The organism is Collinsella sp. AM42-18AC (assembly GCF_003467965.1).
In the GTDB taxonomy this organism is placed as follows: Bacteria; Actinomycetota; Coriobacteriia; order Coriobacteriales; family Coriobacteriaceae; genus Collinsella.
Window position 1 is genome coordinate 112,851 of record NZ_QSFY01000002.1, and the last position, 26,243, is coordinate 139,093.

The 26,243-nt window shown below is 60.8% G+C and carries 20 protein-coding genes; 13 read left to right on the forward strand and 7 right to left on the reverse strand.

The features are described from left to right. The first annotated feature begins 7 nt into the window (after positions 1 to 7). Positions 8 to 1,006 carry a glycosyltransferase gene (locus DW913_RS02190; protein ID WP_158549267.1) on the forward strand — a complete coding sequence of 333 codons (999 nt, stop codon included), beginning with the start codon at positions 8 to 10 and terminating at the stop codon, positions 1,004 to 1,006. A 132-nt stretch (positions 1,007 to 1,138) separates the two neighbouring features. Then, complete coding sequence (locus tag DW913_RS02195) at positions 1,139 to 1,576, forward strand: arginine repressor (RefSeq protein ID WP_006235280.1); 438 nt, start codon at positions 1,139 to 1,141, stop codon at positions 1,574 to 1,576. A 184-nt stretch (positions 1,577 to 1,760) separates the two neighbouring features. On the opposite strand, the gene DW913_RS02200 is transcribed toward DW913_RS02195, so the two are convergent. Continuing rightward, positions 1,761 to 3,977 carry a transglycosylase domain-containing protein gene (locus tag DW913_RS02200; protein WP_117629204.1) on the reverse strand — a complete coding sequence of 739 codons (2,217 nt, stop codon included), beginning with the start codon at positions 3,975 to 3,977 and terminating at the stop codon, positions 1,761 to 1,763. A gap of 162 nt (positions 3,978 to 4,139) precedes the next feature. Here DW913_RS02200 and DW913_RS02205 point away from each other — a divergent pair, with 162 nt between their 5' ends. The 4 genes from DW913_RS02205 to DW913_RS02220 all read left to right on the forward strand — a co-directional run bounded on the left by DW913_RS02205 (position 4,140) and on the right by DW913_RS02220 (position 10,513). Then, positions 4,140 to 6,116, forward strand: a complete 1,977-nt coding sequence (locus DW913_RS02205; RefSeq protein ID WP_158566173.1) for a U32 family peptidase — start codon at positions 4,140 to 4,142, stop codon at positions 6,114 to 6,116. 96 nt (positions 6,117 to 6,212) lie between these two features. Continuing rightward, positions 6,213 to 7,424, forward strand: coding sequence for a tyrosine--tRNA ligase (tyrS, locus tag DW913_RS02210; protein WP_117743540.1), 1,212 nt, complete (start codon positions 6,213 to 6,215; stop codon positions 7,422 to 7,424). Positions 7,425 to 7,699: 275 nt separating this feature from the next. Then, positions 7,700 to 9,520 (forward strand): adenine deaminase, encoded by a 1,821-nt coding sequence (locus tag DW913_RS02215; RefSeq protein ID WP_117797445.1) that lies wholly within the window; start codon positions 7,700 to 7,702, stop codon positions 9,518 to 9,520. Between the two features lie 198 nt (positions 9,521 to 9,718). After that, on the forward strand, positions 9,719 to 10,513 hold the full coding sequence (locus tag DW913_RS02220; protein WP_117717067.1) for a Cof-type HAD-IIB family hydrolase: 795 nt from the start codon (positions 9,719 to 9,721) through the stop codon (positions 10,511 to 10,513). A 42-nt stretch (positions 10,514 to 10,555) separates the two neighbouring features. On the opposite strand, the gene DW913_RS02225 is transcribed toward DW913_RS02220, so the two are convergent. The 6 genes from DW913_RS02225 to DW913_RS02250 all read right to left on the reverse strand — a co-directional run bounded on the left by DW913_RS02225 (position 10,556) and on the right by DW913_RS02250 (position 15,165). Beyond that, complete coding sequence (locus DW913_RS02225; protein ID WP_117735990.1) at positions 10,556 to 11,398, reverse strand: Cof-type HAD-IIB family hydrolase; 843 nt, start codon at positions 11,396 to 11,398, stop codon at positions 10,556 to 10,558. Positions 11,399 to 11,485: 87 nt separating this feature from the next. Beyond that, positions 11,486 to 12,904, reverse strand: coding sequence for a citrate synthase (locus DW913_RS02230; RefSeq protein ID WP_117797446.1), 1,419 nt, complete (start codon positions 12,902 to 12,904; stop codon positions 11,486 to 11,488). Positions 12,905 to 12,981: 77 nt separating this feature from the next. After that, positions 12,982 to 13,269, reverse strand: coding sequence for an ACT domain-containing protein (locus DW913_RS02235; RefSeq protein WP_006235289.1), 288 nt, complete (start codon positions 13,267 to 13,269; stop codon positions 12,982 to 12,984). A 396-nt stretch (positions 13,270 to 13,665) separates the two neighbouring features. Next, complete coding sequence (locus tag DW913_RS02240; RefSeq protein WP_255415046.1) at positions 13,666 to 14,373, reverse strand: site-specific integrase; 708 nt, start codon at positions 14,371 to 14,373, stop codon at positions 13,666 to 13,668. A gap of 18 nt (positions 14,374 to 14,391) precedes the next feature. Beyond that, positions 14,392 to 14,643: a helix-turn-helix transcriptional regulator gene (locus DW913_RS02245; RefSeq protein WP_006235292.1), complete on the reverse strand. Its 252-nt coding sequence runs from the start codon at positions 14,641 to 14,643 to the stop codon at positions 14,392 to 14,394. Between the two features lie 9 nt (positions 14,644 to 14,652). Further along, entirely contained in the window at positions 14,653 to 15,165 is a 513-nt protein-coding gene (locus tag DW913_RS02250; RefSeq protein WP_006235293.1) for a DUF2975 domain-containing protein, read from the reverse strand. Positions 15,166 to 15,300: 135 nt separating this feature from the next. Between DW913_RS02250 and DW913_RS02255 the strand changes: the two genes are divergently transcribed. The 7 genes from DW913_RS02255 (at position 15,301) to DW913_RS02285 (ending at position 26,127) form a co-directional block, all read left to right on the forward strand. Further along, complete coding sequence (locus DW913_RS02255) at positions 15,301 to 17,523, forward strand: hypothetical protein (protein WP_117734371.1); 2,223 nt, start codon at positions 15,301 to 15,303, stop codon at positions 17,521 to 17,523. A 5-nt stretch (positions 17,524 to 17,528) separates the two neighbouring features. Further along, positions 17,529 to 18,269: an ATP-binding cassette domain-containing protein gene (locus tag DW913_RS02260; protein ID WP_117769450.1), complete on the forward strand. Its 741-nt coding sequence runs from the start codon at positions 17,529 to 17,531 to the stop codon at positions 18,267 to 18,269. A 153-nt stretch (positions 18,270 to 18,422) separates the two neighbouring features. After that, complete coding sequence (locus tag DW913_RS02265; protein ID WP_117797448.1) at positions 18,423 to 20,231, forward strand: ABC transporter ATP-binding protein; 1,809 nt, start codon at positions 18,423 to 18,425, stop codon at positions 20,229 to 20,231. Between the two features lie 186 nt (positions 20,232 to 20,417). Beyond that, positions 20,418 to 20,843, forward strand: coding sequence for a 50S ribosomal protein L31 (gene rpmE, locus DW913_RS02270; protein ID WP_006235303.1), 426 nt, complete (start codon positions 20,418 to 20,420; stop codon positions 20,841 to 20,843). A 307-nt stretch (positions 20,844 to 21,150) separates the two neighbouring features. After that, positions 21,151 to 23,958 carry a preprotein translocase subunit SecA gene (secA, locus tag DW913_RS02275; RefSeq protein WP_117797449.1) on the forward strand — a complete coding sequence of 936 codons (2,808 nt, stop codon included), beginning with the start codon at positions 21,151 to 21,153 and terminating at the stop codon, positions 23,956 to 23,958. Further along, entirely contained in the window at positions 23,958 to 25,106 is a 1,149-nt protein-coding gene (gene prfB, locus DW913_RS02280; protein ID WP_117583026.1) for a peptide chain release factor 2, read from the forward strand. Before secA ends, prfB begins: the two co-directional genes overlap by 1 nt. Before the next feature lie 130 nt (positions 25,107 to 25,236). Further along, the gene (locus DW913_RS02285; RefSeq protein WP_117583025.1) at positions 25,237 to 26,127 is read left to right on the forward strand and encodes a YitT family protein; all 891 of its coding nucleotides are present in this window, start codon (positions 25,237 to 25,239) and stop codon (positions 26,125 to 26,127) included. The last annotated feature ends 116 nt before the right edge of the window (positions 26,128 to 26,243 follow it).

Below are 26,243 nucleotides of genomic sequence, written 5' to 3' on the forward strand. Positions count from 1 at the left end.
GATCCTTGTGGTAGAAGGTTCGCCCAGCTATGCGATGCGTGCGCTCGAGAGTATCCAGAACCAAGACCTCTATGATTTGCAGATTGTCGTTGTCTGCCGCGATGCTGTGCCCGGTGTGCGCCATTCGCTTCAAGTTGCTGCCGACAGGGACATCCATATTGATTTGATTGACGTCGAGGACGCGAAGCGCGGCGCTTGTCTTCGTGCCGGTTTTGATGCCTCGCGCGGCTCTCAAATCATCGCCATGAACGCCGATGAGTGGTTTGCTCCGCAGGCCCTTTCCAAGATGGTCGATATCGCGTGCGATACTGCGGCAGACATTGTGCTCCCCTCGGTGTCGCTCGATCGATACGATGCGCATCGCGAGCGTCATTCGCGCGTCTTGGATGCTGCCTCTATTGCCATAGAAGACGAGTCTTCTATGGTGACTGGGCTGCCCCAGTTGATTTTAGGCGGCTTGGTTGCTCAAGTCTCTGGCGTGATGTACAGCCGTCCACTGTTTGAGGCATGTCTTTTGTGCGATAAGACGTTTCGCACGGTTGGGTTTATGGCGTGCGCGCTCTCGCAGGCACAGCGCGTCTCCGGATGCGGCGACGCTTGTTTCCACGCGGCGGCGCCTAAGCTTACAGATGCCTTTGATCCCACCATGTATGCCAAGGTATCCGATGACGCCCGGGCGCTCGACGAGCTTGCGGACTCACTCTCGGAAGCAGATAGCGGTGGTCGGCTCAAGCTGGCAAGCCAAAAGTTCTACTTTGCCGGACTGGTCGCCTGCATCGAGAATTTGTGTCTGAGCCCGCATGGAGTGTCGTCAATCGAGCGTTCCGCCCGCATGCGTGATATGCTCGAGGCGCCTCGAACCCGTCAGATGGTCGCCGCGCTCAAGGATAACCATCGGGGACTCGGTCTGTTGTTTGGGCCGATCGCCAGCGCCAAGCCCGCGCGCTGCGTGATGTGTACGCATCTGGCAGCTTTTCTTAACCGGACGGGCGCAAAAACCGCCTAAACGGCTCATTACGAAACAAACTTGCATAGAATTGTTTCGAAATGCGTTCTTATACACAAAAGCCTTCAAATAGCGTTAAACTATTCAATCACTGATTGATTGTCTCCGCCATCTTTTGGAGAGAGGGTTTGTATGGCTAAAAAACGCAATGGGCGCCAGGATGCCATTAGAGATATTGTGCGCAATAAGGATGTCCGCACGCAGCGCGTGCTGGTCGATGAGCTCCGTGCTATGGGCTTTGATTGCACGCAGGCGACTGTCTCTCGCGATATTGCCGATATGGGGCTGCGTAAGCTCCCTGAGGGCATCTATGTTCTGGCAGAGGACCTGCACCTGCAGCGTATGGTTTCCGAGCTCGTAACGGGCGTTCTGCGTACCGATAATCTGGTTATGATCAAGGCTCAGCCTGGCACGGCTTCCGGCATCGCCGCCGCCGTTGATGCGGCAGAGTTGCCCGATGTGCTTGGCTCGCTTGCCGGCAACGATACGATTTTGGTTATTGCCCAGACGGCCGAGGACGGCGAGCGCCTCGAGGCGCTGATCAATAAGCTGAGCAATTCTCGCAAGTAGGTGTGCGGGCCGTGCGCTCGGCATTGCGTGCGCTGACATAGTGGCTTGTAAGGGGCATCGACGTTGGTCGGTACCCCTTTTTGTTTGCCGGTATAAAGACCGCCCACCAGGTCGCTTCAAACTAAAAGGCCCCGAGCAGTTCAATAAGCTGCTCGGGGCCTTGTTGGCTTTAGTCGCGTACTTCTTAGCCGACCGTATCGTCAGGCGTGGGCGAGGGGTCGGGAGTGGGCGTAGGCGTAGGCGTGCCGCCATCGCCGCCGGTCGAGCCACCAGTGGAGCCGCCCGTCGAGCCACCAGTGGAGCCGCCCGTCGAGCCACCGGTCGTACCGGTGCCGCCGGTGGTGTCGCCGCCCGTGGTCTCGGTGGTCGTGGTCGTCGTGGTAGTTGTTGTGGTGGTTTCCTCTTCCTCTTCGTCCTCGTCCTTGTCGTCGTTCTCCGACTTCTTGGTGTTGTTGGTGCCGTAGAACTTCCAGACGCTGTTGTTCTTGTAGGTGGGCGCCGTTCCGGTCGCAAACTCCTCGCGCTCGGTACCGGTCAGAACGGTGTTCATAAACCGCTTAAAGACAGGCAGGTTGGTGCTGTCGCCCAGCAGGTCCGTGCCGTACTTTTGGATGGGGATCTCGCCCGCGGAATAGCCGGTCCACAGGGCGCACGCCAGCTGCGGGGTATAGCCGCAGAACCAAAGGTTGGTGGTGTTGTCGGTGGTGCCCGTCTTGCCGGCATAGGGCTGGTTGACACTCAGGGCGCCGGCAGCACCCGTACCGCTGCCCTTCATGACGCCGGACAGAACATCGGTGACCGCGGCGGCCTCGCCCTCGGTAAGCACCTGTGAGGGATTGTCGGTGTGCTGGTACAGCACCGAACCGGTACGAGAATCAATCTCGGTGATGGCGATCGGCTGGCGATAGTAGCCGCCGTTGGCAAACGTCGCGTAGGCGGCGGCCATCTCGAGTGGCGAGATCGAGCCGGTGCCGAGCGTCATGACGGGAACGTCCTCGATGTTGTCCTTGGCGGGGTCGATGCCGAGCTTTTTGACGAGCGAGATGATCTTGCTGTTGCCGACGGCTTCCGCCACCTGGATGTAGCCGGTGTTGGAGGAGTATGCCGTCGCCTGCTTAAGCGTGATGTTGCCGTAGCTCTGGTTGGCGTAATTTTGGACCTCGGTCGTGGTGCCCTTGGCCTTGAGCGGCGAGTTGCAGTTGAGGGTGACGTTGGGGTTCATGCCGTTTTGGATGGCAGTTGCCAGCGTAAAGGCCTTAAAGGTGGAGCCGACGGGACGCTTGGCCGTGGCATGGTTTACGTGGTTCTCGTCGGCGTTGTAGTCGTAGCCGCCCACCATGCACTTGATGTAGCCGGTCTTGGGGTCGACGACGACCATGCCCATGTCCAGGCCGTCAAGCGAGAGCGTGTCGAGCTGCTCGCGGACGGCATTCTCTGCCACCTGCTGCATCGTGGGGTCGATGGTGGTCTTGACGGTCAGGCCGCCCTTAAAGAGCACGTCGGTCGAGAACTCCTGCTCCAGCAGCTGCTTGACGTAGGAGACAAAGTAGGGCTGCGAGTATACGTCGACGCCGCTGCCCGAGATTTCGGTCACATTGAGGGTGATGGGCTCGGCCTGTGCGGCATCGTGCTCCTCCTGGGTGATGTGGCCCAGGCGCAGCATGTTGTCGAGAACCTTGTTGCGGCGAGACAGTGCCAGATCGGGATTGACCGTGGGGTCGTACTGCGAAGGCGAGTTGGGAAGGCCGATGAGTAGCGCGGCCTCGCTCAGGGTGAGGTCGGCGGCGCTCTTGGACAGATAGGTCTCGGCTGCGGCCTCGATGCCGTAGGCGCCGTGGCCGTAATAGATGGTGTTGAGGTACATCATGAGGATCTCGTCTTTGGAGTACATGTCCTCCATCTTGATGGCGATGTAGGCCTCGCGCACCTTACGCTCAATGGTCGAGTCGAATTGCTCCTCCTGCAGGATGGTGTTGCGCACAAGCTGCTGGGTGATCGTCGAGGCGCCTTCGTGCCCGCCGCCGAGGGTTGCCACCGCAGCACGCGCGATACCCCACAGGTCGATACCGCCGTGCTCGTAGAAGCGCTCGTCCTCGACGTCAACGGTGCCCTGCAGCACGTAGGGGGAGACCTCGTCCTTGGTGATGGATTTGCGGTTTTGCGTGTAGAAGCTCGCGATCTTGTTGCCGTTACAGTCGACGATCTCGGTGGGCTCGCTCACCAGATACGCGTTGGCGTCGGTGTAGTCGGGCAGATCGGACAGCCAGCGGTTGACGTTACCGACCATGCCGATGCCAAACGCCACGCCCGCAATCAGCAGAAAGCCCAAAAACGAGAGCAGGATTATGGGCAGGGCGTGCGTCTTTGAACGGCTGTGTCCCTGTCGTTGGCGAGGACCCATATATTGACCTCCAGGTATGTCGTGCCAGACGGTGGATGTGCCGTCGGGGCAGGATGGACATAAGTTATTACACGATAAACCAAACGGGGCGCGCGAGGCCTCGTGTATGCTGGAAGACGGCATTTTTCAGAGTGAATGCATACCTTGGTAAGGAGTTTGTCGATGGCGATTCGGACGATGGGGCCGAGCGGACAATACGAGACTGGATTGGATGCTGCCGGTGCGGCGCTGCCCGAGCTGCTGGCGCCGGCGGGCGGACTCGACCAGATGCTTGCGGCCATCGCCGCGGGTGCCGATGCCATCTATGCGGGGTTGGGCGGCTTTAACGCCCGTGTGAGTGCGCACGGTTTTACCGACGACGAGTTTGCACGCGGCTGCGCCGTGGCGCATGCCCATGGCGTGCGTGTGTACGTAACGCTCAACGTGTTCGTATTTGACGACGAGTTGTCCGACGCGGTGGCGTTGGGAGCTCATGCACTAGAGCTGGGCGCCGATGCTCTGATTGTCGCCGATGCCGGGTTGGCCTGCGCGCTGCGCGCGGCGATTCCCGGGGTCGAGATTCACCTGTCCACGCAGGCGGGCGCTCATAGCGAAGGCGCCGTGCGGCTTGCCGCCGATGAGCTGGGGGTCGAACGCGTGACGACGGCACGCGAGCTGACGGTCGACGAGATTGCCTCCTTGTGCGGTACGGGCGTGCCTATCGAGGTGTTCTGCCACGGGGCCATCTGCATTGGCTACTCGGGTGCTTGTGAGTTCTCAGCCCTGAGACGCGGGCGCTCGGCGATGCGCGGGGAATGCACACAGCCGTGCCGTCTGGCGTACGACCTGGTGGACGAGGCGGGACAGAGCGTTGTCGCCGTCGAGGGAGATCGCCTGCTGTGCCCGCGCGACTATCTGGGTATTGCGCATCTGCCCGAGCTTGTAGATGCCGGCGTGGCGTCGCTCAAGATCGAGGGGCGCATGAAGAATCCCGACTACGTCTTTAACGTGGTGCGGGTGTGGCGCCGGGCGCTCGATATGCTGTGCGACGGCGCGTGGGACCCCGGTGCCGTGGAAGAGCTTGAACGCGAGCTGGGCCGGTCGTTCAACCGCGGGTTTACCGACGCGTATCTGCGGGGGCGTTCGGGCGCCGAGCTTATGAGCTTTGAGCGTGCGATCAACCAAGGTGTGCGCGTGGGACGCCTGGTGGCCGTTGGCCACGAGGAAGTGACCGTCGAGCTCGATGCCGCCGTGGCGGCGGGTGACACGCTCGAGATTCGGTTCTATCCGGGTGCCGACGCGCGTCCCGATGTGCCCAAGCGCTGGCCGCAGGTGCCCTGCCCGGTGGATGCCGCAGCGGGGAAGCGCGTCGTCGTGCATTGCAAGCGTAAGGTGGACGCGGGCTGCGAGGTGTACCTGATTCGCAGTGCCGGCGTGCTGGGGCAAACGGCAACGGTGTTGGAGCGCATGCGGGCCGAGGCAGATGCGGTCGCGCCTGTTGAGCGGTCCGTTGAGGTGCTGCCGTTTGAGGGCGTTCTGGCAGATGTCGATGTGCCGACGGAGTTGGCGGGGCCGGCGGAGCCGGCAAAGCATGAGGCTTTTGCCCGTATGGTCTTTGCTTGGGAGCTGATGGATGTGGATCCGCGTGATGAGCGGGATCTGTCCGATGCAACGGTGGTGCTTGACGAGGTGTGCCGCACGGGTGACGCTGACCGGACCCGCTCACTGACACAGCGTGCCGGGCGCGTCGTCTGCCGCAACCTAGGACAGGTGGTGATCGCTCGCGAGCTGGGCGTGACGTTTGACGTGGCGGCGCCGGTGTTCTGCGCGAATCGGGCCACGCTTGCCTGGCTGCGCGAACTCGGTGCGGGGCGGGTGTACTTGCCGGCCGAGTTGCTCGGCAATGATGCGGAGCGTATTGCCGAACTGGCTGCTGAACCCGGCGTCTGGGGTCCGGTCGACGCCGATCGTCCCGAGCTTATGGTGTGCGAGCACTGCCTGCTGACCGCCGAGGGCGTCTGCGCTACCGATGCGACGGGACAGGTCCGTTGCCGCGACTGCTTGCGTCGTCGGCGGGTACGCTATCTGGTCGAGCGTGACGGTACACGTCTGCCGGTCGCCGTTGACGCGTGCGGCAGGACGAGGATTTTCCTGTCGTAGGTGCCGCGTCGCGTCAGTTTGTTATCATATGAGAGTTTATGGACTTCCAGCACCGCCGTATCCGGTGAGGGTGCTATAGCAAAAGGAGGATACCCAATGCTGTCTGTTGACGAGCAAATGCGTATCATCACCTCGGGCGCTGCGAAGATCGTCCCCGAGGCCGACCTTCGTAAGAAGCTTGAGAAGGGCGAGCCCCTCAACATCAAGCTCGGCGTCGACCCCACCAGCCCCGACCTGCACCTGGGCCATGCCGTGCCGCTGCGCAAGATGCGCCAGTTCCAGGACCTGGGCCACAACGTCACCCTTATCATCGGCAACGGCACCGCGCTGATCGGCGACCCCTCGGGCAAGAACTCCACCCGCCCGCAGCTTTCGCAGGAGCAGATCGAGGCCAATGCCGAGACCTACGTGAGCCAGGCCATGAAGATCCTGGACCCCGAGAAGACCACCATCGTGCACAACGGTGACTGGATTCTGTCGATGGATCTGGCCGGTCTGCTGCAGGTGTGCTCCAAGTTCACCGTTGCCCGCATCCTTGAGCGCGACGACTTTACCAAGCGCTACCAGTCTCAGACGCCGATCGCCCTGCATGAGTTCCTGTATCCCGTGATGCAGGCCTTCGACTCTGTGCAGATCAAGGCCGACGTGGAGATGGGTGGCACCGATCAGCTCTTCAACCTGCTCGCCGGCCGCGAGCTCATGGAGAAGATGGGCATGGAGCCCCAGATCGCGCTCACCATGCCGCTGCTCGAGGGCACCGATGGCGTTCGTAAGATGTCCAAGTCCTATGGCAACTACATCGGCCTGACCGACGCCCCCAAGGATATGTTCGGCAAGACCATGTCCATCCCCGACGAGATGATCGGCAAGTACTATCGTCTGGCCAGCTCGCTCACCCCGGCCGAGGTCGACAAGATCGACGCCGCTTTGGCCGATGGCTCTGCCGACCCCTATGAGCTCAAGCGTGCCCTGGGCCGCGACCTGTGCGACACCTACCACGGCGCCGGTGCCGGCGACGAGGCTCAGGCCGAGTTCGACCGCGTGTTCAAGGAAGGCCAGCTCGCCGACTTCCCCGAGAAGCATGTCGAGCTGACCGTCAACGACGAGGGCCAGATCTACCTCGCAGGCCTGCTTAAGGACCTGGGCCTTTCGGCGAGCGCCGGCCAGGCCCGTCGCGATATCGACGGCGGCGGCGTCAAGATTAATGGCGAGGCCGTGGCTCCCAAGAGCTACAACATCGACCCCAGCGCGCTCAAGCTGGGCGACACCCTCTCCGTAGGCAAGCGCAAGGGCTTCAAGTTGGTCTAACGAGCAAGTTGACCTCACAAGTGCAACAAGGCCGCAGCCGGAACGATTCCGACTGCGGCCTTTTTGGCACTTGGGGACGTTCCTTTTGTGCCGGCACTTTGGGACACTCCTTGTCATTGGTGCAAAGCAACCTGTCCCCATCGCGCCAAGCGGCGTGTGCCGTTAAGCGGAGGGGCGTATTGTTGGCCCATCGTTTGGGCATACAATGGCTATTGGCTTGCTGCGGTGAAGGCTCGTCCGCTCCGCAGCTGTTTTCTACGGTTAAAGGAGTATGTATGTCCGTTGAGGTCATGAGGTCTGTGATCGAGGCCGCCGAGGGTCGCGTGCCCGTCGACACGCTGTTTACCAATGCGCAGATTGTCGACGTGTACGGTCAGCGCGTGGCGCGTGGCAGCGTTGCCGTCAAGGACGGCGTAATCGTCGGCGTGCTCTACAACGGTCGCGACGATGCCGCCGGTACCTATGAGGCTGCCGAGGTTATCGACTGCCAGGGTCGCTATCTCGCCCCCGGTTTTATCGACGGACATCTGCACATTGAGTCCTCGAACATCCGCCCCGCCGAGTATGCGCGCATGGCGGCGACGCGCGGTACCACCACCGCCATTGCCGACAGCCACGAGATTGCCAACGTGGCGGGCCTCGACGGCCTACGCTTTATGATCGAGGACGGTCGTCGCGCGCCCATTTCCATCAAGTACATGATGCCCTCGTGCGTGCCCGCACTGCCCGATGAGCAGGCCGGTGCCGTCATCACCGCCGCCGATATGCAGGCGTTTTTTGGCGAGCATCCGGGCGATGTCTTTGGTCTGGGCGAGATGATGAACCTGCCGGGCGTCTTTATGGCCGATCCCGAGACCTGCGCTCGCATCGATGCTGCCAACCAGACGCCGTCAAAGCAGGTCGATGGCCATGCTCCGCTCGTTGCCGGCAAGGATCTCAACGCCTATGCTGCAGCGGGTATTATCGCCGACCACGAGTCGACGATTCCCGAGGAGGCGCTCGACAAGCTGTCTCGTGGCATGTACGTGATGCTGCGCGAGGGTACGTGCAGCCATGACCTGGCCAACCTGTCGCCGATGCTGCTGGAGAATCCCGCGCGCGCCCGCCGCTGTTGCTTTGCGACTGACGACCGCGCCCCTTCCGATGCGCTTGCGACCGGCATGATCGACAATGCCTGCCGCGTGGCGATTGAGGCCGGTATCGACCCCGTGGTCGCTATCTCTATGGCGTCCCTCTCCACGGCCGAGGCGTTTGGCCTGGATCACGGCTGCCGCGACCCGCATGAGCTACGTGGTGCGATTGCCCCGGGTAAGCGTGCCGACCTGCTGGTGCTCAATGACCTGACGTTTGCCACGGCTCCGCATCGCGTATATGCCGCCGGTGCTCTGGTGGCGCAGGACGGCACCTTTGTGGGCGAGATCGCACCCGAGATGGCCGAGGTTGCGGCCCTTGCCGATGAGCTGCGCGCCTCTGTTAAGCTGCCGAAGCTTTCGCTCGACGTATTCGACTATGCCTTTAAGCCGGGCGAGGCCGTGATTGACGTGGTGCCGGGTAAGGCCATCACGGGTATGGCTCGCCCCGAGAGTGTCGAGGGCCTGCGCCGCATTATGCTGATCGAGCGCCACGGCCGCGGCGTGTCACTGCAGGCCGAGGGTGCCGACGGTGATGGCCCTGCGGGCCTGGGTCTTGTTGGCAAGCACATCGGTCGCGGCTGGGTGCGCGGCTTTACCATCACGGGCGGTGCCATCGCCTCGACGATCGGCCACGATTCGCACAACGTGTGCGTGGTGGGCGACAACGCGGCCGATATGATGGCTGCCGTCGAGGCTGTTGGCCAGGGCGGTCACGTGCTGGTACGCGATGGCGAGGTCGTAGCGCGCATCCCGCTGGCGCTCGGTGGCCTGATGAGCGAGGGCGCGGCCGAGGACGTGGCGGCGCAGCACGACGACTTTATGGTCAAGGCGCGCGCCATGGGTATTGAGCCGCCGCTCGACCCCATCATGGGCATCATCTTCCTGCCCCTGCCGGTCATCCCGACGCTTCGCATCCGTCCCGAGGGCATGTTCGACGTCACGACCTTCACCTACGCCGACTAGTCATCGGGGACGTTCTTAAACGACTAGCCGTCGGGGTGGCGTGTCGCCTGACGCTGCGGCCGTGGGACATCCGGCGCGCGTGAGCTATTTGCTAGGTCCTTGTAACGTTTACGCCCGCAGAGTCTTATCTGAGCTCCTTTTGGGTACGGTGATTTTGGATATACGTCCGATTCCATCAAGCCCGAAGGGAGCTTTTCTATGTTTAAACTGATTGCATCCGATATGGACGGCACGTTGCTTGATGAGAATAGCCAGGTACCGCCCGAGACATATGAGCTGATTGAGGCCCTGCGCGAGCATGGCGTGCACTTTGCTGCGTCCTCGGGCCGCCGTTACGACCGCCTATGCGAGTTCTTTGCGCCCGTTCGCGACAAGATGGACTTTGTCGCGGCGAATGGTGCGCAGGTCTATGCAGAAGGGGTTGAGGTCGATCGCGAGGTATATTCTCATCTCGCCGTCCGCAAGCTCGCGCGCACGGTCAAGATGTTTCCTAACATGCATCTGGCGCTCTTTGATCGCACCAAGTCCTTTTTGCTCGACGACGAGGACAAATTTGTCCGCGAGATCGACAAAGATCTGCCCAACGCCGAACGCATTTGGGGACTGCCCGATCCGCATGTGAATATCATCAAGGCATCGATTATCTGCGATGACGGCAACGTGATGGACAACGCCTACGTGTTGCAGCGCGAGCTGGGCGACCTGTTCTCTTTCGCGCCTTCGGGCAACGCGTGGATCGATGCCATGCAGCCCGGTGTGTCGAAGGCCTCGGGCATCGCACAGCTTGCGGAGCATTACGGCATTGGACGCGACGAGATCATGGCGTTTGGCGACTCGATGAACGACTACGAGATTATTCGCTTTGTCGGCACGGGCTGCGCGATGGAAAACGCGCGCCCCGCGCTCAAAGCGGTTGCCGATCGCGTCGTAGGCTGCAACCGCGACCACGCTGTTCAACAGGAGCTTCGTCACGTGCTAGAGGGCCTCGCTTAATCCGACAGCTGGGGACGTTCCTTTTCTGCCGGGTTGCTGCTGCTAGGCGAGGGCGGCCATGATGGTGCGGGCGACGCCGTCGTGGTCGTTGTCGTATTCGGTGATGGCGTCGGCGGCCTCGCGGTCCTCGGGCTCGGCGTTGATCATGGCCATGCCGTGGCCCGCTGCCTGCAGCATGGGGATGTCGTTGATGTTGTCGCCGAACGACCAGGCGTCGGCGAGACGCTCGCCCAGGTGCTCACATAGCCACGTGAGGGCCGTTCCCTTGGTGGCTCCCTCGCCCATGACCTCGATATTCATGGCGTACGAACGCGTGACCTCGATGCCTTCGAGCGTGTCGAGCGCTGCCGCGATGGCGTCGCGATCGGCTGGGTCGTGCCAGTACATGGCGATGCGTTCGAGTGTCTCGACTCCGTCGATCTTGCTGTCGATATCCATGTCGATCGGCGTTCGCGTGCGCTTGAGCGAAGCTGCGATGTGGGGGTCGCCGCCGCAGAATTCGTCCAGGCGCTCGTAGAGCGAGCGGGGGAGGAAGCACTGCCCGTCCGCGAAGATATCGAAGGTCACATCGTGGCCGGCGGCAATGCTATGGACGCGGTGGGCGATGGCGCGGTCGAGCGGTCGGCTCAAAATGCGCGTAGCACGTGAGGCATCGGTGGGCGTACCGTCGTCGAGCTGCCAGACGCTGGCACCGTTGGCGCAGACCGCGTAGTGTACGGCGGGGTGGGCGAGGATGGGCTCAAAGATGCCCGACAGCGGGCGCCCCGTGCAGGGCACAAACTCAACACCGCGGCGCGCAAGCTCGTCGAGCATCGTCCAGGTGGCGTCGCTCATCTGCTTATCGCTCGTCAGCAGCGTTCCATCCATATCGGAAAACACAATCATTCGATGCAGCCCTTTCTACTGGCATAAAAAGCGTGGCCGAGGGCGGTGATGCCCTGGCCACGCTCGGGTTCTATAACGGTCCGCGTCCTAGCGGTCGGCGAGCGGCTTGTACTCCAGCGGCTCGATCACCGGACGGTATGCCGGGCGGATGATGCGGTGCGCGCAGAAGAGCTCTTCCATGCGGTGCGCCGACCAGCCGGCCATGCGGGCGACGGCGAACAGCGGTGTAAAGAGCGTCTCGGGCACGCCGAGCATCTTGTAGATAAAGCCCGTGTACAGGTCGATGTTGGCGCAGATGGGCTTGGTCATGCCGTGCTCGCGCATCACCTGCGGTGCCAGGCGCTCGATGCGCTCGATGAGCGCGAACTCATCGCCCAGGTCCTTCTTGGCGGCAAGCGTGCGTGCGTAACGGCGGCACACCTCGGCACGCGGGTCGCTCAGCGTGTAGACGGCGTGGCCCATACCGTAGATGAGACCCGTGCCGTCGAAGGCCTGCTTGTCGAGGATCTTGCCCAGGTAGGCTGCGACCTCGTCCTCGTTCTCCCAATTGGAGACGTGCGCACGGATGTCCTCGTGCATGGACACGACCTTGGCGTTGGCGCCGCCGTGGCGCGGACCCTTGAGCGAGCCGATGGCCGCGGCATAGGCGGAATACGGGTCGGTGGCCGAGGAGGACAGCACGCGGCAGGCAAACGTGGAGTTGTTGCCGCCGCCGTGTTCGGCATGCAGCATGAGCATCACGTCGAGCAGCATGGCTTCGTCGCGGGTGAATTCCATGCCGCCGCGCAACACCTGCAGGATGGTCTCGGCGGTGGAGAGGCCGGGTGTGGGGTGCGGTACATGAACCTCGGAGCCGCGGCGCTTGGCGACCGAGGCCATATGCGCGAAGGCGGCGATGCGGGGGAGACGGGCGAGCATGGAGATGGCCACGTCGATTTCGTGCTCGGGTGTAATGGCGTCGGGCTCGGCGTCGAAGGCGTAGAGCAGCAGTACGGCGCGCTGAAGCACATTCATGATGCTCGACGACACCGTGGTCATAGGGAACTCTTTGACGTACTCGTCGCTCAGATGTCTAAAGGCACCTAGGCGCTCGCAGAAGCCGTCGAGCTCTTCCTTGTTGGGTAGCGAACCCGTGATAAGCAGATAGGCGACTTCTTCGTAGCCGTAGCGATTCTCGGCCTGGGCATTGTTGACCAGATCCTCGATGCTGTAGCCGCGAAGCGTGAGCTTGCCCTGATCGGGCACGACCTTTCCGTCGACCTTGTTGTAGCCGTGCACATCCGAGATACGAGTGAGGCCCGCGACCACGCCCGAGCCGTCGGCATTGCGCAGGCCGCGCTTGACATTGTGCTCGACAAACAGGCCCTCGTCATAAGGGTCGGTCGGCAGGCCGTGGTAGAGGTTTTCGCTCTCAGGCGAAATCTGGCGGCTTGCTTCGTAATCCAGAACCAGGCGGCTCAAGTGGTCATCGAAGCGGTAATAGATTTTCTTGGCGTCGTAGGCCATGCGCGCTCCTCTCCGGGCCGCATCGGGGTGACTTGCATGGGCATGCGCGCGTCAGGCTATCCCCAGCGGCTTGCTCGCTACAGGCGGTACATAAAGTTAAAGACGTCCTCGCGCTGGATGGACACGTTGACGCCCGAAAGCTCGCCGGCCTCGGCCAGCGCCTTCTGCAGCTCGGCGAAGTCGAGCTTGGACTCGGCGGTATCGGCCAGCATGGTCATGGTGAAGATGTCCTCGATAATGGACTGCGTGATGTCGCGGATGTCGACGTTGGCCTCGCCTAGGACACGGGTGACGCCGGCGACGATGCCGGGGCGGTTCTTGCCAAGGACGGTGATGACGATACGGGAGGACGAGATCTCGGCCATGGGAAACCCTTTCGCGTGATTGCGGCGCGCGCGGGGCGCTCCGCTACGGTACAGTGTTCATCATTGTACCTGTCTGGCGCAAAAAAGGCGCGCTCGCTGCGGCGTTACATGCCTGCAACATGAGCGTAAGGGGGAAGGCCGCACGGGGAAGAGCCGTCTGGCGCGTGTCCGGCTCGTGTTGGGTTGATTTCCGATCTCAGCCGAACACATTGAGCGGACAGGCCGTTCCCGCAGTCAGCCGAACGCCTCCGAAGGCTGATTCCGAACTGGAAGCGGAGGGCATCCCCGCCCTTCGGTAGGGGATACCGCTCCGCGGCGCATGCCGCGGGCGGCGCCCCTATCGGACCACCGTGACCTCAGTTGGGATGGGCCCAGCACTGCCGCGTACTCGGTGAGCTAGAGCCAACTGTTCGTCTTCACGTCGCGTATGGCGATATTTCGGTCGTCCGGCTCGGTGATGCCGTAGCCGAACGCCTGGAGCGTCTCGATGGACTCCTGGATCCTCTGTTGGAACATGGGACCCGGATCGACCCTCGGCCCGAGGTGCCCGCGCCAAAGGCACGGCGTGGCGCGCAGCATGTTATGGATTTTGGAGATGGGCTCGATGTCGGCGTAGACGTTGAGCGTCGCCATGGCGTCCTTGTGGCCGAGGATCGATTGGAGCGCCTTGATATCGCCGCCTTGGCGGATCCACTGCGTTGCGAACGTGTGGCGAAGGCCGTGGAACGTGATCAGCTCGTCGTTGGTGCCCATGAGGCCGTTGGTCTCCGAGAACGTCTTGAACGCCCTGCGGATATAGCTTGTCGTCGCGAAGGTCGCGCCCGGCTCCGACAGGATGTAGCAGTCCCTGATCTCGACCGCCCCGGTAAGGCCGCGCAAGCGCAGCTTTCCGCAGTCGATCTCGTGGGTCTCCTTCAGGAAGGGGAGTAGGCCGACCGGGTCGATGGGGATACCCCTGGCGTCACGGGTCTTGGTGTCCTTGATGAACGAACCCATTCCCTTCGCGTACGTCACCGAGTGTCTGATCGAGATCAGGCCCGTCTCGAAATCCACATCGCACCACCGAAGGCCGCAGACCTCGCCGATTCGCATCCCCGTGTGCAGGGCGAGTACGACCGCCCTCTAATCCTCGGCGGACCAATCGAGTCCGAACTCCTTTCGGGCATCCTCTTCGCTCATGACTTCGAGAAGGTCTCCGGGTTGGCAACGAAGGGCGAGGCATAGCTGCTCGAGTGTGTTGAAGCGAATGCCGCGAATATGCCCTTTTTTAATACGGGACAGGTTCACGGGCGTGGTTCCAATCCTTTCGGCAAGTTCGTTCGAGGAAATCTTTCGCTCGGCCATGATCTTGTCGAGGCGAACAATTACGGGCATGGCGTTTCCTTACGCAATCTCGTCGGAGTCGAGGTACAGCTCTCGGGCGTACAAGAAGAGCTGGGAAAGCATGAACAGGACGATGCCGAGAACCAGAGAGGTCCAATCGAATGATGAAGCGATCTCTTGGGCGCCGACGGCCCCCTCGCCGCCAAACATCGAAACGGAGGTTTTGAGTGAGCCGGCGTAGAGGCTGGTGGCAGCTTGAACAACGAAGAGAATGCCGAGCACCTTCAAGCATGTCGCAGACCCTTTCTTGAAGGGGTCTCCGCTCTTGATCGTCCACACGAGAACGGCGCTGAGGATGGTCGTAGCGATACCGATGACGGCAGGGACCAATGTCGAGATCGCAAGGGCTGGATACGCGGGGGAGTCTGCAATTACAGGGTTGTCGAGCACTTCGATTGCTGGCTTTAAGGAGAACGCCACTTGTGCGATGGCGGTGGCGCAAAGGGTCGCAGAGGCTATCGCACATGCGATGCGGAAGGAATGAAGCCGGGGAGTGCGATTGTCGGAACTCATAATAACCTCCGAAGAATTTAAAAAACTCAGGTTACTTTTTAACAGTTTATGTTAAATTGACTTTGCCGGCAAGTAATAAGGGCCGAGCATTTTGTTCGGCCCCTCTGTTCCGACTGGATGAGGTTAAGGTTGGCGATGAATATGCTCAAAATCTCGAAGGCGATCTTTAGGTCGCTTCTCTCCTCCAGGTCGCTCTGTGTTGTCGTTGTTGCGTTGATGGTTCTTTGTGCTCTGCCCGTCTTCAGGAGCGCGGCTGGCATCGACGGACGGGTCGAATACCTCGAGTCGGGAATAACCCGTGTTGAGCAGGAATTGTCAGCATCCTATGCGGATGCGCTTGTGAATGCGGGGGAGGACGGTGTCTATACCTCTTCATCAAGCATGCCCGCGCTTCTGTACCCTCTTGCCGCGGGACGTCTTATCTTGGCACCGCTCTCTCCCCTACTTCCGTTTCTGCAGATATCGGATGGAGAGTACACCTATTATGACGGATCGAAGGAGTACTTGCTATGGGTCGCAACGGCCGTTGCCGTCTCGTTCCTTGCCGCGCGTCTTAACAAACGTGAAAAGCTCATCATCCAGGCACCGATGGGCGAGCTGGGTAGACTTGTTGCATCGAGCGTATGGGCGAGTGTTTTTGCAATGCTTGCCGTCCTCGCCATCAATCTTCCAGGGATAATCGCCGCGCTTGTGAAGAATGGCCCGGGCTCGCCGTTCTATCCGATAGGCTACATTCAATATGCGACTCCGGTTATCAAACCGGCTTGGCTGGTGTTCGCGCAGACGGCCATCTTGCAATTCTTGGTGGCAGCGTTCATCTCGCTTGTCGTTCACCTTGCCGTGAAGATTGCCAATAACCCTACGCTTGGAATCGTGTTCGTATGTGCCCTGATGGGGGTGACGATGGTTCCCGGGTATTACGGAAGATCCATCGCTTTACGTGAGTTCGCCCTGTTGAATCCCCTTACGTATGCGAACACTGAGTTGACCGTCGGCGCCTATAGCCCGTACCCGACAACGCAGATAGTGAATCTGCCTGGACTTTGCTTCGAGCGTGGCGCGATTGCCCTCGTATGCGCAATCGGGATCGAGGTGCTGGCAATTAGCCTGCTTTGCGTTGCTGGAAAGAGCGGCTGCGCGTGCCCGATATCCCCGATTTGTCTTGAGAGAGGTTCCTTCACTGCATCGAGAACGGCAACTCGTTCGAGCGCTTGTGCCTCAGCCGTTGCATACGTAAGAACGATGGGGAAACTGCTCCTGCGTTCTCCTACCCTCGCCGTATGCGCGATTGCAATGTCGACGACGATGCTGGCCCCGGCTCTGGTCGAGATGTTTCCTGACGCTGATAACGTTTCCGCTGTTCGGTATAGGGATGGGGAGCTCCGTTCAATAGATCGGTATCTAGAGCAGAACGCTGCGAATATGGACGTCGAGGGCAAAGCGGCCCTGGAAGACATGCGGGATGCTCTTTCGGGTTTCGTGTACGCGCCTATGCCTGCGGAGGGGTTTCGAAGCCTTGCGACGTACGAGCGCGCTCGAGGTGAGCTGGGCGCGGCAGATGCGACTCTCCTGCAATCGATCGGAATCGAGCCGGAGACTCCTTCTCGTGCGGAGGCGCGCGCCCTTCTGCTTGAGTCGATCGCGAGCTTGCCGGACCCCAAGGTTTACGAGTTAAGTACGAAGATGCCCCCATTAATCCTCCTTTCGTATCTCCAGGCAGCGCTTCCCTCCTTATTTTTGCTGTTGCCCGTGGTTGTCACATCGCTCGCGTGCACCCACCTGCAGTGTCGTTCCCTTCTGGTTCTCCAGATCCCCGCAACAGCGCATGTGCGTTTTCTGACGGCTGTTGCGCTGGCTCTCCTGCTTGGCTTGGTGCTGCTTTTGGTGTCGATGGTTCCCGCTGTCGTTGTGTCCGTGATTAAGAACGGTGCGGGTGGATCGGAGTATCCCGTCGCTCTCATTCGGGCGGGAGCTTCGACAACGTCCATGGTGGGGGAGGCGGTGTTGTGCAGTATTCCGTTGCTGGTCATGGCATACGGCGTGATTTCCGTCGTCGCTGCGTTGACAGCAGCGATTAGCCGCAACCCCGTTGTCACCGGAATGGTTTGCGCGGTTCTCTTGGTGTTGGGTTCGTTGAGCGCTCATGTTGAAAGCGTGGGCATGGGCGTCGCGCTGCTGGCTCCATTCGCCTCGTTTGATCCCGCTTCCCAGGTGGGGACGATTGGGTTCCTTGGGCGAGGGACGAACGCGATGCCTTTTGGAGAGGTCGTCGGCGCATCGGGCGCTCTGCTGGTGGTCTTGGGCGCCGTATCTCCGTTGATGGTGCGCCTGAGTGTTCCAAAGATCGAAAGGGGATGATCTCGATGATTGACCTTCAAACGCTGACGATCTCTTATGGAAAGAAGGTGCTCGTAGATTCGGTGAACGCTGAGTTTGCCCCGGGTACGGTCTACGGTCTCGTCGCTCCGAACGGGCATGGAAAGACGACGTTGCTGCGTGCGATGGCAGGTTTGCCGGGTCCTCGCGTGGACGGGAGCATCGTTCTGGATGAGGTGCAGGGTACGGGTGCGAGAGAGGTCCGTTCTATGATCTTCTATGCACCTGGTGAGGGGACGCTGCTGTATCCCGGATTGCGTGCGGAAGATCACCTCAAGATGGTTTGCGATATGTGGCCGCATGCTCGCGATATCGAAGAGATAGTGGAACAAACGCAGATAGGCGAGTTCGCGAAGATGAGGATCCGCACTCTGAGCCAGGGCATGAAGCAGCAGCTTACCCTGGCGATTGCGTATGCGACGGGCGCGCGGTACCTTCTATTAGATGAGCCCATGAACGCGCTCGACCCCAGCAGGGTGGACTTGCATTCCGAGATTCTCAGGAAGCTGGCCGATTCTGGTACGTGCATCATCATGTCATCCCACATCTTGGATTCGGTCGATAGGCTGTGCGATGAGATTCTGTTTTTGAAGGATGGGAGGCTCATTAGAAGCATTCCGCAAGATGATGCTGCGCCGAAGTCTCCTGGATCCCATTTCGCAAAGCCTGCCGGACGCGCCGAGGGTGCGCTAAGCACGTATCGGCGACTCTACGAAAAGGGCGGGTAGAAATGCAAGTTAAAAATCTATGTGGTCAATATAATACCGTTGAACCAGCGTATCGATACCGCTCAGCCATTCGCCTCGCCCCCGTCGCACGTATCTTCATCCGGTCTGTTACTTTTAATCTAACGATTCTTTGAGGAACGTAGGTGCTTCCAAATGTACTGTCGACTTCTTCTCAAACTGATCCTAAGAGACAAGGCCGCATGGATCTCTACGCTCGTTCTTGCCGCGGCCTTCTCCGTCCCCATTGCGTTCAATTCACCCATCTACGGGCCCTTCTTTATGAAGCAGGGCATGCAGAGCTTTGTCGACGCATTCAATACGCGCGCGCCCCAGGCCAGCGGCACAGACCTATCGCCAGAGCAGCAAGCTGACGCGGAGCTTGCAAGATACGCGAACGCCGCCCTTGCCGCTCAAACCGACGCCGCCTTTCTCGATTCTGCCGAGAGCTACTACGCGCTCATGGACGAAGGCTTCCAATCCGGGTCCATCGTGGGAGACCGAGAGACCAATGACGCGGAGCTCGCGTATTGCCGTGCCCTGAGCAGCTCCGGCATCACGGATATCCCGGCCTCCGCAAACGACCTGCCATTCCTTTCCTTCCTGCCTTACGCCATTGCCACGGCGCCGTCTTTCCTTCCCTTCATCCCCTTCCTTCTCTCGTCGATACTCGTGCTCGGCGCCACAAGGCCCGGGACCCTGGCGGCAAAGGCGCCCGCGCCCAAATTCCGGCGCCTTATCCAGATCGTGTTTTCGATAATCGTCGCGGGGACCGCGATGCTCCTCGCCGGCCTCGCACCCGGGGGCATTTACGCCTTGGTCCTAAACGGCTTCGGGCAAATTGGGTACCCGATCGCCTTCTTCCATGACGGCGCGCTTGCCACCACGACCGCGGGAAACGTCTTCACGACCCTGCTTCTCGCGCTGCTTGCGGGCGGAACCTTGATATCCGTTTGCTCCGCCGTCCTATCGACCGCAACGAGGCGCGTCTTCGCGGGCCCCCTTACCTCAGCGCTGCTTGTCGCGGCCCCGGCATTCCCGTTGCTGTCCGATTCGGCGCTGGAGCATAATGCCGTGCTCGGGCTCCTGCCGCTGGCCGTGTTCTCGCCTATCGAGGCCACGGGCTACGTAGGATGCTTCCCGACAGAATTCATTGGCTCCGGTTCAGGCAGCGCATCGATGCTTGCCGTGGCCCTGATATACGTCGCGGTCCTTTTTGCGGTCGGCGCCGTTGCGGCACGTTCGCCCAAACAGGCTGGACCCGCTAAAAAGCACCATGGGCTCGAGCTTCTAGACGCGAGCGTGGGATACGGGAGCACGACGATACTTTCAATCGGATCGCTTTTCCTGAGCCCGGGAACGGCGGCGGGCCTCGTTGCTCCCAACGGCTCGGGGAAAACCACCCTTCTTGAAGCGCTGTCGGGCCAATTTCCCACCCGCATCCGCTCGGGAAGCCTGGTGGCAGACGGAATCTGCCAACGTCGATCAGCCGAATTTGCAGAACTCGTCTACCTGAGCTCTTCAGGCGGCACGGATCTTTACCCCACGCTATCGGCCATCGAGCACCTTGCTTTCGTTAGGGAGGCGTGGAAATCGGCCACCGACATCGACTCGCTCTGCAGCTCCCTCGGAATCTCCTCATATCTCGACAAGCCGACCCGTAAACTCTCGACAGGAATGAAGCAGCAGGTAAAGCTTGCCATGGCGATATCGACCGATTGCCCGTACCTTATCCTCGATGAACCGCTGAACGGCCTCGATCCGGGAAAGCGGAAAACCTCTTGCGACGCGATGCGCAGCGAGGTGGCGCGGGGACGAAGCGTGCTCATTTCAAGCCATCTGCTCGACGACCTGGCAGACCTCACCAACTCGTTCTACTTCATCGAAGCCGGCACGCTCGTGGAAAAGATCAAGTCGTCCTCGCAGACGCTCAAGCAGGAATACCTCGATACATACGAGAGATGAATGTGGGGGAGTGTTCGGATGAAGTTGATATTTAAGGTCCAGCTCGTGTTGTGCCGAAAAGACCGTGAACCTTTTGTGGGACACGCGGCGCCGTGGTACCATAGCCGAGTTTGTTGTCTTGGTCGGAAACCAAGACGCCTTATGCGCTGATCGGTAACCAGCGCCTGACTAATAAGGAGTCCTACCATGAAGCAGGGTATCCATCCCCAGTATGTCGAGTGCACGGTGACGTGCTCCTGCGGCAACACCTTCAAGACGCACGCTACCGTGTCCGAGATGAAGGTCGAGCTTTGCAACGAGTGCCACCCGTTCTACACCGGCCAGCAGAAGTTCGTCGACACCGGTGGACGCGTCCAGCGCTTCGCCGACAAGTTCGGTGGCGCCGCTGCCGCCCAGCTCAAGAAGGCCGAGGAGGCCAAGGCTGCCAAGGCCGCCAAGGCTGCTGAGGCCGAGGCCGCTCGCAAGGCCGCCGCTGAGGCTAAGGCTGCCGAGAAGGCTAAGCGTGCCGCTAAGTTCGCCGAGGAGGCTGCCAAGCAGGCCGCCGAGGCTCCTGCAGAGGCTCCCGTCGAGGAGGCCGCTGCCGAGGCCGAGACCACCGAGGCTGCTGAGTAAATAGCTCGCCGCGGAATCGCTCGCATTCATGGCATGAGGGCCGTGCATCCATTTGGGTGCGCGGCCCTTTTCTTTTTATTGGTGCAAGCTAACCTGTCCCCGTGGCACCAAATGGCAGAGAGACGGCGTTTGCTCAGATAAAACTTGCCAAAATAAACCTGTCCCATTGTGGCAGGTTGGTCATAGTTATTACGTGGCGGTCGAGGTCGACCGTATAGGCCGCGCCTTGTTTGGCTAAAGTACAATCATCTGTGTTTAACTCGCCCGCAGCTGCACGGCGTGGGCGATGGCCAAAAAGGAAAACCACATGGGATTCATGTCAAAGCTGCTGTCCTTTGGATCCGATAAGGACCTTAAGCGCTACTACAAGATCGTCGACCAAATCAACGGTCTTGAGCCCCAGTTTGAGAAGATGACCGAGGAGGAACTCCGCGCCCAGACCGATAAGTTCCGCGAGCGTTACGCCAACGGCGAGTCGCTTGACGACATGCTTCCCGAGGCTTTTGCCACCGTGCGCGAGGCTTCCAAGCGCATCACGGGCATGCGTCACTTTGACGTACAGCTCATCGGCGCCATGGCGCTTCATGAGGGTCATATTGCCGAGATGAAGACCGGCGAAGGCAAGACCCTGGTCTCCACCTTGGCCGGCTACCTCAACGCTATCGCTGGCAAGGGCGTGCATGTCGTTACCGTCAACGATTACCTGGCCAAGCGCGACTCCGAGTGGATGGGCCGCATCTACAAGTACCTGGGAATGACCGTCGGTCTGCTCCAGAACAACATGCCGCTCGAGCTCAAGCGTCCGGCCTACCAGGCAGACGTCACCTACGGCACCAACTCCGAGTTCGGTTTCGACTACCTGCGCGACAACATGGTCACCCGGCCCGAGCAGCGCGTACAGCGCGGCCACAACTACGCCATCGTCGACGAGGTCGACTCCATCCTGATCGATGAGGCTCGCACCCCGCTGATTATCTCGGGCGCCGGCACCAAGTCCGCCAGCACCTATAAGGACTTCGCGCGCGCCGTGCGCGGCCTGGAGCGCGGTGAGGACGTGTCGCACGACATGCTCACCGCCACCGAGGACGTCGAGCCCACGGGCGACTACGTCATGGACGAGGCCAAGCACACCATCGCCGCCACCGAGCGCGGCCTTAAGAAGATCGAGCGCCGCCTGGGCATCGATGACATCTATGCCGACCTCTCGGGCCAGCTGGTCAACCACCTGCAGCAGGCGCTGAAGGCCCAGTACATGTTCCACCGCGACAAGCAATACGTGGTCACCAACGGCGAGGTCAAAATCGTCGACGAGTTCACCGGCCGCATCATGGAAGGCCGCCGCTACTCCGAGGGCCTGCATCAGGCCATCGAGGCCAAAGAGGGCGTGCTCGTGCGCGAGGAGAACCAGACGCTGGCTACCATCACCCTGCAGAACTACTTCCGTCTGTATGACAAGCTCTCCGGCATGACCGGTACGGCACTCACCGAGGACGCCGAGTTCCGCGAGATCTACAAGCTGCCCGTCGAGGTCATCCCCTCCAACAAGCCCGTTCAGCGTGTCGACCACGAGGACCTGGTGTACCGCACCATCCAGGCCAAGTACAACGCCGTTGCCGACGACGTCGAGCGACGTCACGCCAAGGGCCAGCCGGTCCTGGTGGGCACCGTCTCCATCGAAAGCTCCGAGAAGCTGTCGGCCGCCCTTACCAAGCGCGGTATCGCGCACGAGGTCCTCAACGCTAAGCATCACGAGCGCGAGGCTCATATCGTTGCCCAGGCCGGACGCTACGGCGCCGTGACCATCGCTACTAACATGGCCGGTCGTGGTACCGACATCCTGCTTGGTGGCAATCCCGACGAGCTGGTGCGCGAGCGCCTTGAGTACGAGGGCCTGACCATGGAGGACGTGACGCCCGAGCAGCTCGAGCAGTTTAACGCTGAGGCCAAGGAGACCTGCAAGGCCGAACGCGAGCGCGTGCTTGCCGCCGGCGGCCTGACCGTCATCGGCACCGAGCGCCATGAGTCCCGTCGTATCGACAACCAGCTGCGTGGCCGCTCCGGTCGTCAGGGCGATCCGGGCGAGACTCAGTTCTACCTGTCGCTCGAGGACGACCTCATGCGCCTGTTCGGCGGCGACAAGATGGACCGCGTTTCCAAGATGATGGTTACCGCCGACATGGGCGACGACATGCCCATCCAGCACAAGATCATCTCCAAGGCCGTCGAGAACGCCCAGCACAAGGTCGAGAGCATCAACTTCTCCATGCGCAAGAGCGTTCTTGAGTACGACGACGTCATGAACAAGCAGCGCCAGGTCATCTACGCCGAGCGCAACAAGATTCTGGACGGCAAGGACCTGACCGATCACATCACCGAGGTCATGCACGATACCGTGTACCGCTGTGTTCAGGAGTTCTGCACCAAGGACAGCCACGATGGCGAGCGCGATCTCGAGGGCCTGCGCAAGTGGGTCGTGGAGCTCACCGGGCATATCGACACGCCCAAGTTCCCCGACGAGGACTTCGAGGCCCTGGCTGCCGATGTCCTGGCCTACGTTGAGAAGTGCTACAACATGAAGGCCGAGCGCCTGGGTGAGGACCTCATGCGCGAGCTCAACACCCAGGTCATGCTGCGCGTCATCGATACCCGCTGGATGAACTACCTGCAGGAGATGGACTACCTCAAGACCGGTATCGGACTGCGCGGCTTTGGCCAGCGCGACCCGCTGGTCGAGTACAAGACTGAGGCTTATGGTGCCTTCCAGATGCTCGTTGACACCATGTACGAGGATTACCTGCGCACCGTTCTGCGCATCGAGATCAAGGCCGCCCCGCAGGCCGTGGAGCACAAGGAGGACCCCGCGCTCGAGGGTGCGCGCTTCTCCGGCCCCGCCGACGTCGATGGCGACAACGGCAGCTCGGTGCTGCGCAAGCAGGCACAGGTTCAGGCTCGTACGGCCGTCCAGGGAGGCCCGGCTGCTGTCAACAACGGCGGCAAGGTGACCACCTACCGCAAGTCCGAGAGCGATGACCCTTATGTCAACGTGGGCCGCAACGACCTTTGCCCCTGCGGCAGCGGCAAGAAGTTCAAGTACTGCCACGGCAGGAATCGTTAATGGCCGAGGCTTTAGAGGTAACGCCCGCCGAGCTGGACGCGTTTGCGGACCGGCTCGGCGAGGTCGAGTCGTATCTTCATTTGGACGAGAAGCGCACGCGCGTGACCGAGCTCGAGGCAAAAAGCGTGGCCCCCGGCTTTTGGGATGACGCCGACGCCGCTCGCGCCACCATGGAGGAGATCGCTCGCGCCAAGGAAGATATCGCTGCCGTGGATACCGCGCGCGGCGAGCTATCTGACGCCCGCGCGGCGCTGGAGCTTGCCGAGGAGATGGGCGACGACCCCGATGCCGCCGCATTGCGCGAGGAGGCTGCCGCTACGGCAGAACGCCTGGCCCGCGCTATCGACGAGCTCGAGCTTTCGAGCTGGTTTACCGGTGAGTTCGATCACGGCGACGCGATTGTGACCATCAAGCCCGGACAGGGTGGCCTGGAGGCACAGGACTGGACCTTCATGCTCTTTAAGATGTACATGAAGTACTGCCAGCGTCGCGGCTGGAAGGTCACCATTAACGACTGCCCCGCGGCTGAGGTCATCGGCATCGACCGTGCGACCTTTACCGTCGAGGGCAAGGACGCGTTTGGCATGCTGCGCGCCGAGGCCGGCGTTCACCGCCTGGTACGCATCAGCCCCACCGATGATAAGAAGCGCCGCCAGACCACGTTTGCCGGCGTCGAGGTCATTCCCGTGTTGCCTGACGATATCGACATCGAGATCAGTCCCGACGATATCCGCGTCGACGTGTACCACGCGAGCGGTCCGGGCGGCCAGGGCGTCAACACCACCGACTCTGCCGTACGCGTGACGCATTTTCCCAGCGGCATCGTTGTCACTTGCCAAAACGAGCGCAGCCAGATTCAAAACAAGGCCGCGTGCATGCAGATTCTCAAGGCCCGTCTGTACGAGATCGAGCTCGAGAAGCGCGCCGAGGCCCTGGATGAGATTCGCGGGCCCAAGACCACGATCGGTTTTGGCAACCAGATTCGCAGCTACGTGCTCTACCCGTATCAGATGGTCAAGGACCTGCGCACGGGCGTGGAGACCAGCAACGTCGAGGCCGTTCTCGACGATGGCGATCTGGATCCGTTTGTGATCGGCTACCATCGTTGGGCAACCGGCAACGCCGATGCGGAAGCATCGTCTGCCTAGGCACATGATTGGCTCCGGGTCGATGCAAACACTTCGCAGGGGTGGTATTTGCCCGGTGAATCGGTAGAATCGAATACAGCAAGAAGTTCAAAGCGCACTCGTTTGGGTGCGCTTTTTTGAGGGAGGCAGCATGGCATATCGTCTGGACATCAAGCGCATTCTTTCGATGAACTTCTTTCATGACTTGCCCAAGATTATGTTTGGCTGCGCCCTGGCAGCTATCGCGACAGACTTGTTTTTGATCCCCAACGGCCTTGCCGCCGGCGGCGTCACAGGCCTTGCCACCATTATTCAGGCGGTCGGCGCCTCGCATGGCATATCGCTTCCCGTCGGTATCCAGACCATCGTGATGAATGCCTTGCTGCTGCTGGTTGTTATGCGCGAGGGTGGCATGTTCTACGTGGTGCAGACGGCGACCGGTTTTGTGCTGCTGGGTTTTTTCACCGACCTGTTCGCTCCGTTTGTGGCGCCGCTGGCACATGCCGACCTGATGCTGCCCGCTATGTGGGGCGGCATTATCACGGGCATCGGGTATGGCATGGTGTTGCGCGCCGGTGCCAACACTGGCGGCTCTGACACGATCGGCCAGATCATCTCGCGCAACACATCGCTGCCGGTTGGCTCGACCGTCATGGCGATCGATGTTGCCGTGTGCGCGCTGTCGGCCCCGGTCTTTTCGGTCGAAAACGCGCTGTATGCGGGCCTTTCGATGGTCATTAGCGGCTACGTGATCGATGCCGTGGTCGACGGTGGCAACAGGCGCCGTATGGTGCTCATCATCTCGGACAAGTTTCCCGATATCGCGGCCGACATCATGTATGGCCTGGGCCGCGGCTGCACCAAGTTTAGGGCGACCGGCATGTACTCGGGTGCCGAGAAGCCGGTGATCATGGTCATTGTGAGCCGCCGCGAGCTCAACACCCTCAAAACGATCGTGCGCGAGCGCGATCCTCACGCCATTGTGACGGTCGCCGACGTTACGGAAACCTTCGGTGAGGGATTCAAGGACATTAACGCGTAGGGCCGACTGCGTTCCATCCAAAAGACGTTCACATTGATAAACCGTTTCATCAGCGGTTCTGCCTGCTCAATTGTTCAAATAATGATAAATACTCTGGTAAAGCTTCCAGTTTCCAG

Coding starts and splice junctions, on each gene's coding strand:
- DW913_RS02230 (WP_117797446.1), bottom strand. CDS start 12,904: ATGGCCTACGACGCCAAGAAAATCTATTACCGCTTCGATGACCACTTG.
- prfB (WP_117583026.1), top strand. CDS start 23,958: ATGGCCGAGGCTTTAGAGGTAACGCCCGCCGAGCTGGACGCGTTTGCG.
- DW913_RS02195 (WP_006235280.1), top strand. CDS start 1,139: ATGGCTAAAAAACGCAATGGGCGCCAGGATGCCATTAGAGATATTGTG.
- DW913_RS02200 (WP_117629204.1), bottom strand. CDS start 3,977: ATGGGTCCTCGCCAACGACAGGGACACAGCCGTTCAAAGACGCACGCC.
- DW913_RS02215 (WP_117797445.1), top strand. CDS start 7,700: ATGTCCGTTGAGGTCATGAGGTCTGTGATCGAGGCCGCCGAGGGTCGC.
- secA (WP_117797449.1), top strand. CDS start 21,151: ATGGGATTCATGTCAAAGCTGCTGTCCTTTGGATCCGATAAGGACCTT.
- DW913_RS02255 (WP_117734371.1), top strand. CDS start 15,301: ATGAATATGCTCAAAATCTCGAAGGCGATCTTTAGGTCGCTTCTCTCC.
- DW913_RS02235 (WP_006235289.1), bottom strand. CDS start 13,269: ATGGCCGAGATCTCGTCCTCCCGTATCGTCATCACCGTCCTTGGCAAG.
- rpmE (WP_006235303.1), top strand. CDS start 20,418: ATGAAGCAGGGTATCCATCCCCAGTATGTCGAGTGCACGGTGACGTGC.
- DW913_RS02265 (WP_117797448.1), top strand. CDS start 18,423: ATGTACTGTCGACTTCTTCTCAAACTGATCCTAAGAGACAAGGCCGCA.
- DW913_RS02260 (WP_117769450.1), top strand. CDS start 17,529: ATGATTGACCTTCAAACGCTGACGATCTCTTATGGAAAGAAGGTGCTC.
- DW913_RS02285 (WP_117583025.1), top strand. CDS start 25,237: ATGGCATATCGTCTGGACATCAAGCGCATTCTTTCGATGAACTTCTTT.
- DW913_RS02220 (WP_117717067.1), top strand. CDS start 9,719: ATGTTTAAACTGATTGCATCCGATATGGACGGCACGTTGCTTGATGAG.
- DW913_RS02205 (WP_158566173.1), top strand. CDS start 4,140: ATGGCGATTCGGACGATGGGGCCGAGCGGACAATACGAGACTGGATTG.
- DW913_RS02250 (WP_006235293.1), bottom strand. CDS start 15,165: ATGAGTTCCGACAATCGCACTCCCCGGCTTCATTCCTTCCGCATCGCA.
- DW913_RS02245 (WP_006235292.1), bottom strand. CDS start 14,643: ATGCCCGTAATTGTTCGCCTCGACAAGATCATGGCCGAGCGAAAGATT.
- DW913_RS02225 (WP_117735990.1), bottom strand. CDS start 11,398: ATGATTGTGTTTTCCGATATGGATGGAACGCTGCTGACGAGCGATAAG.
- tyrS (WP_117743540.1), top strand. CDS start 6,213: ATGCTGTCTGTTGACGAGCAAATGCGTATCATCACCTCGGGCGCTGCG.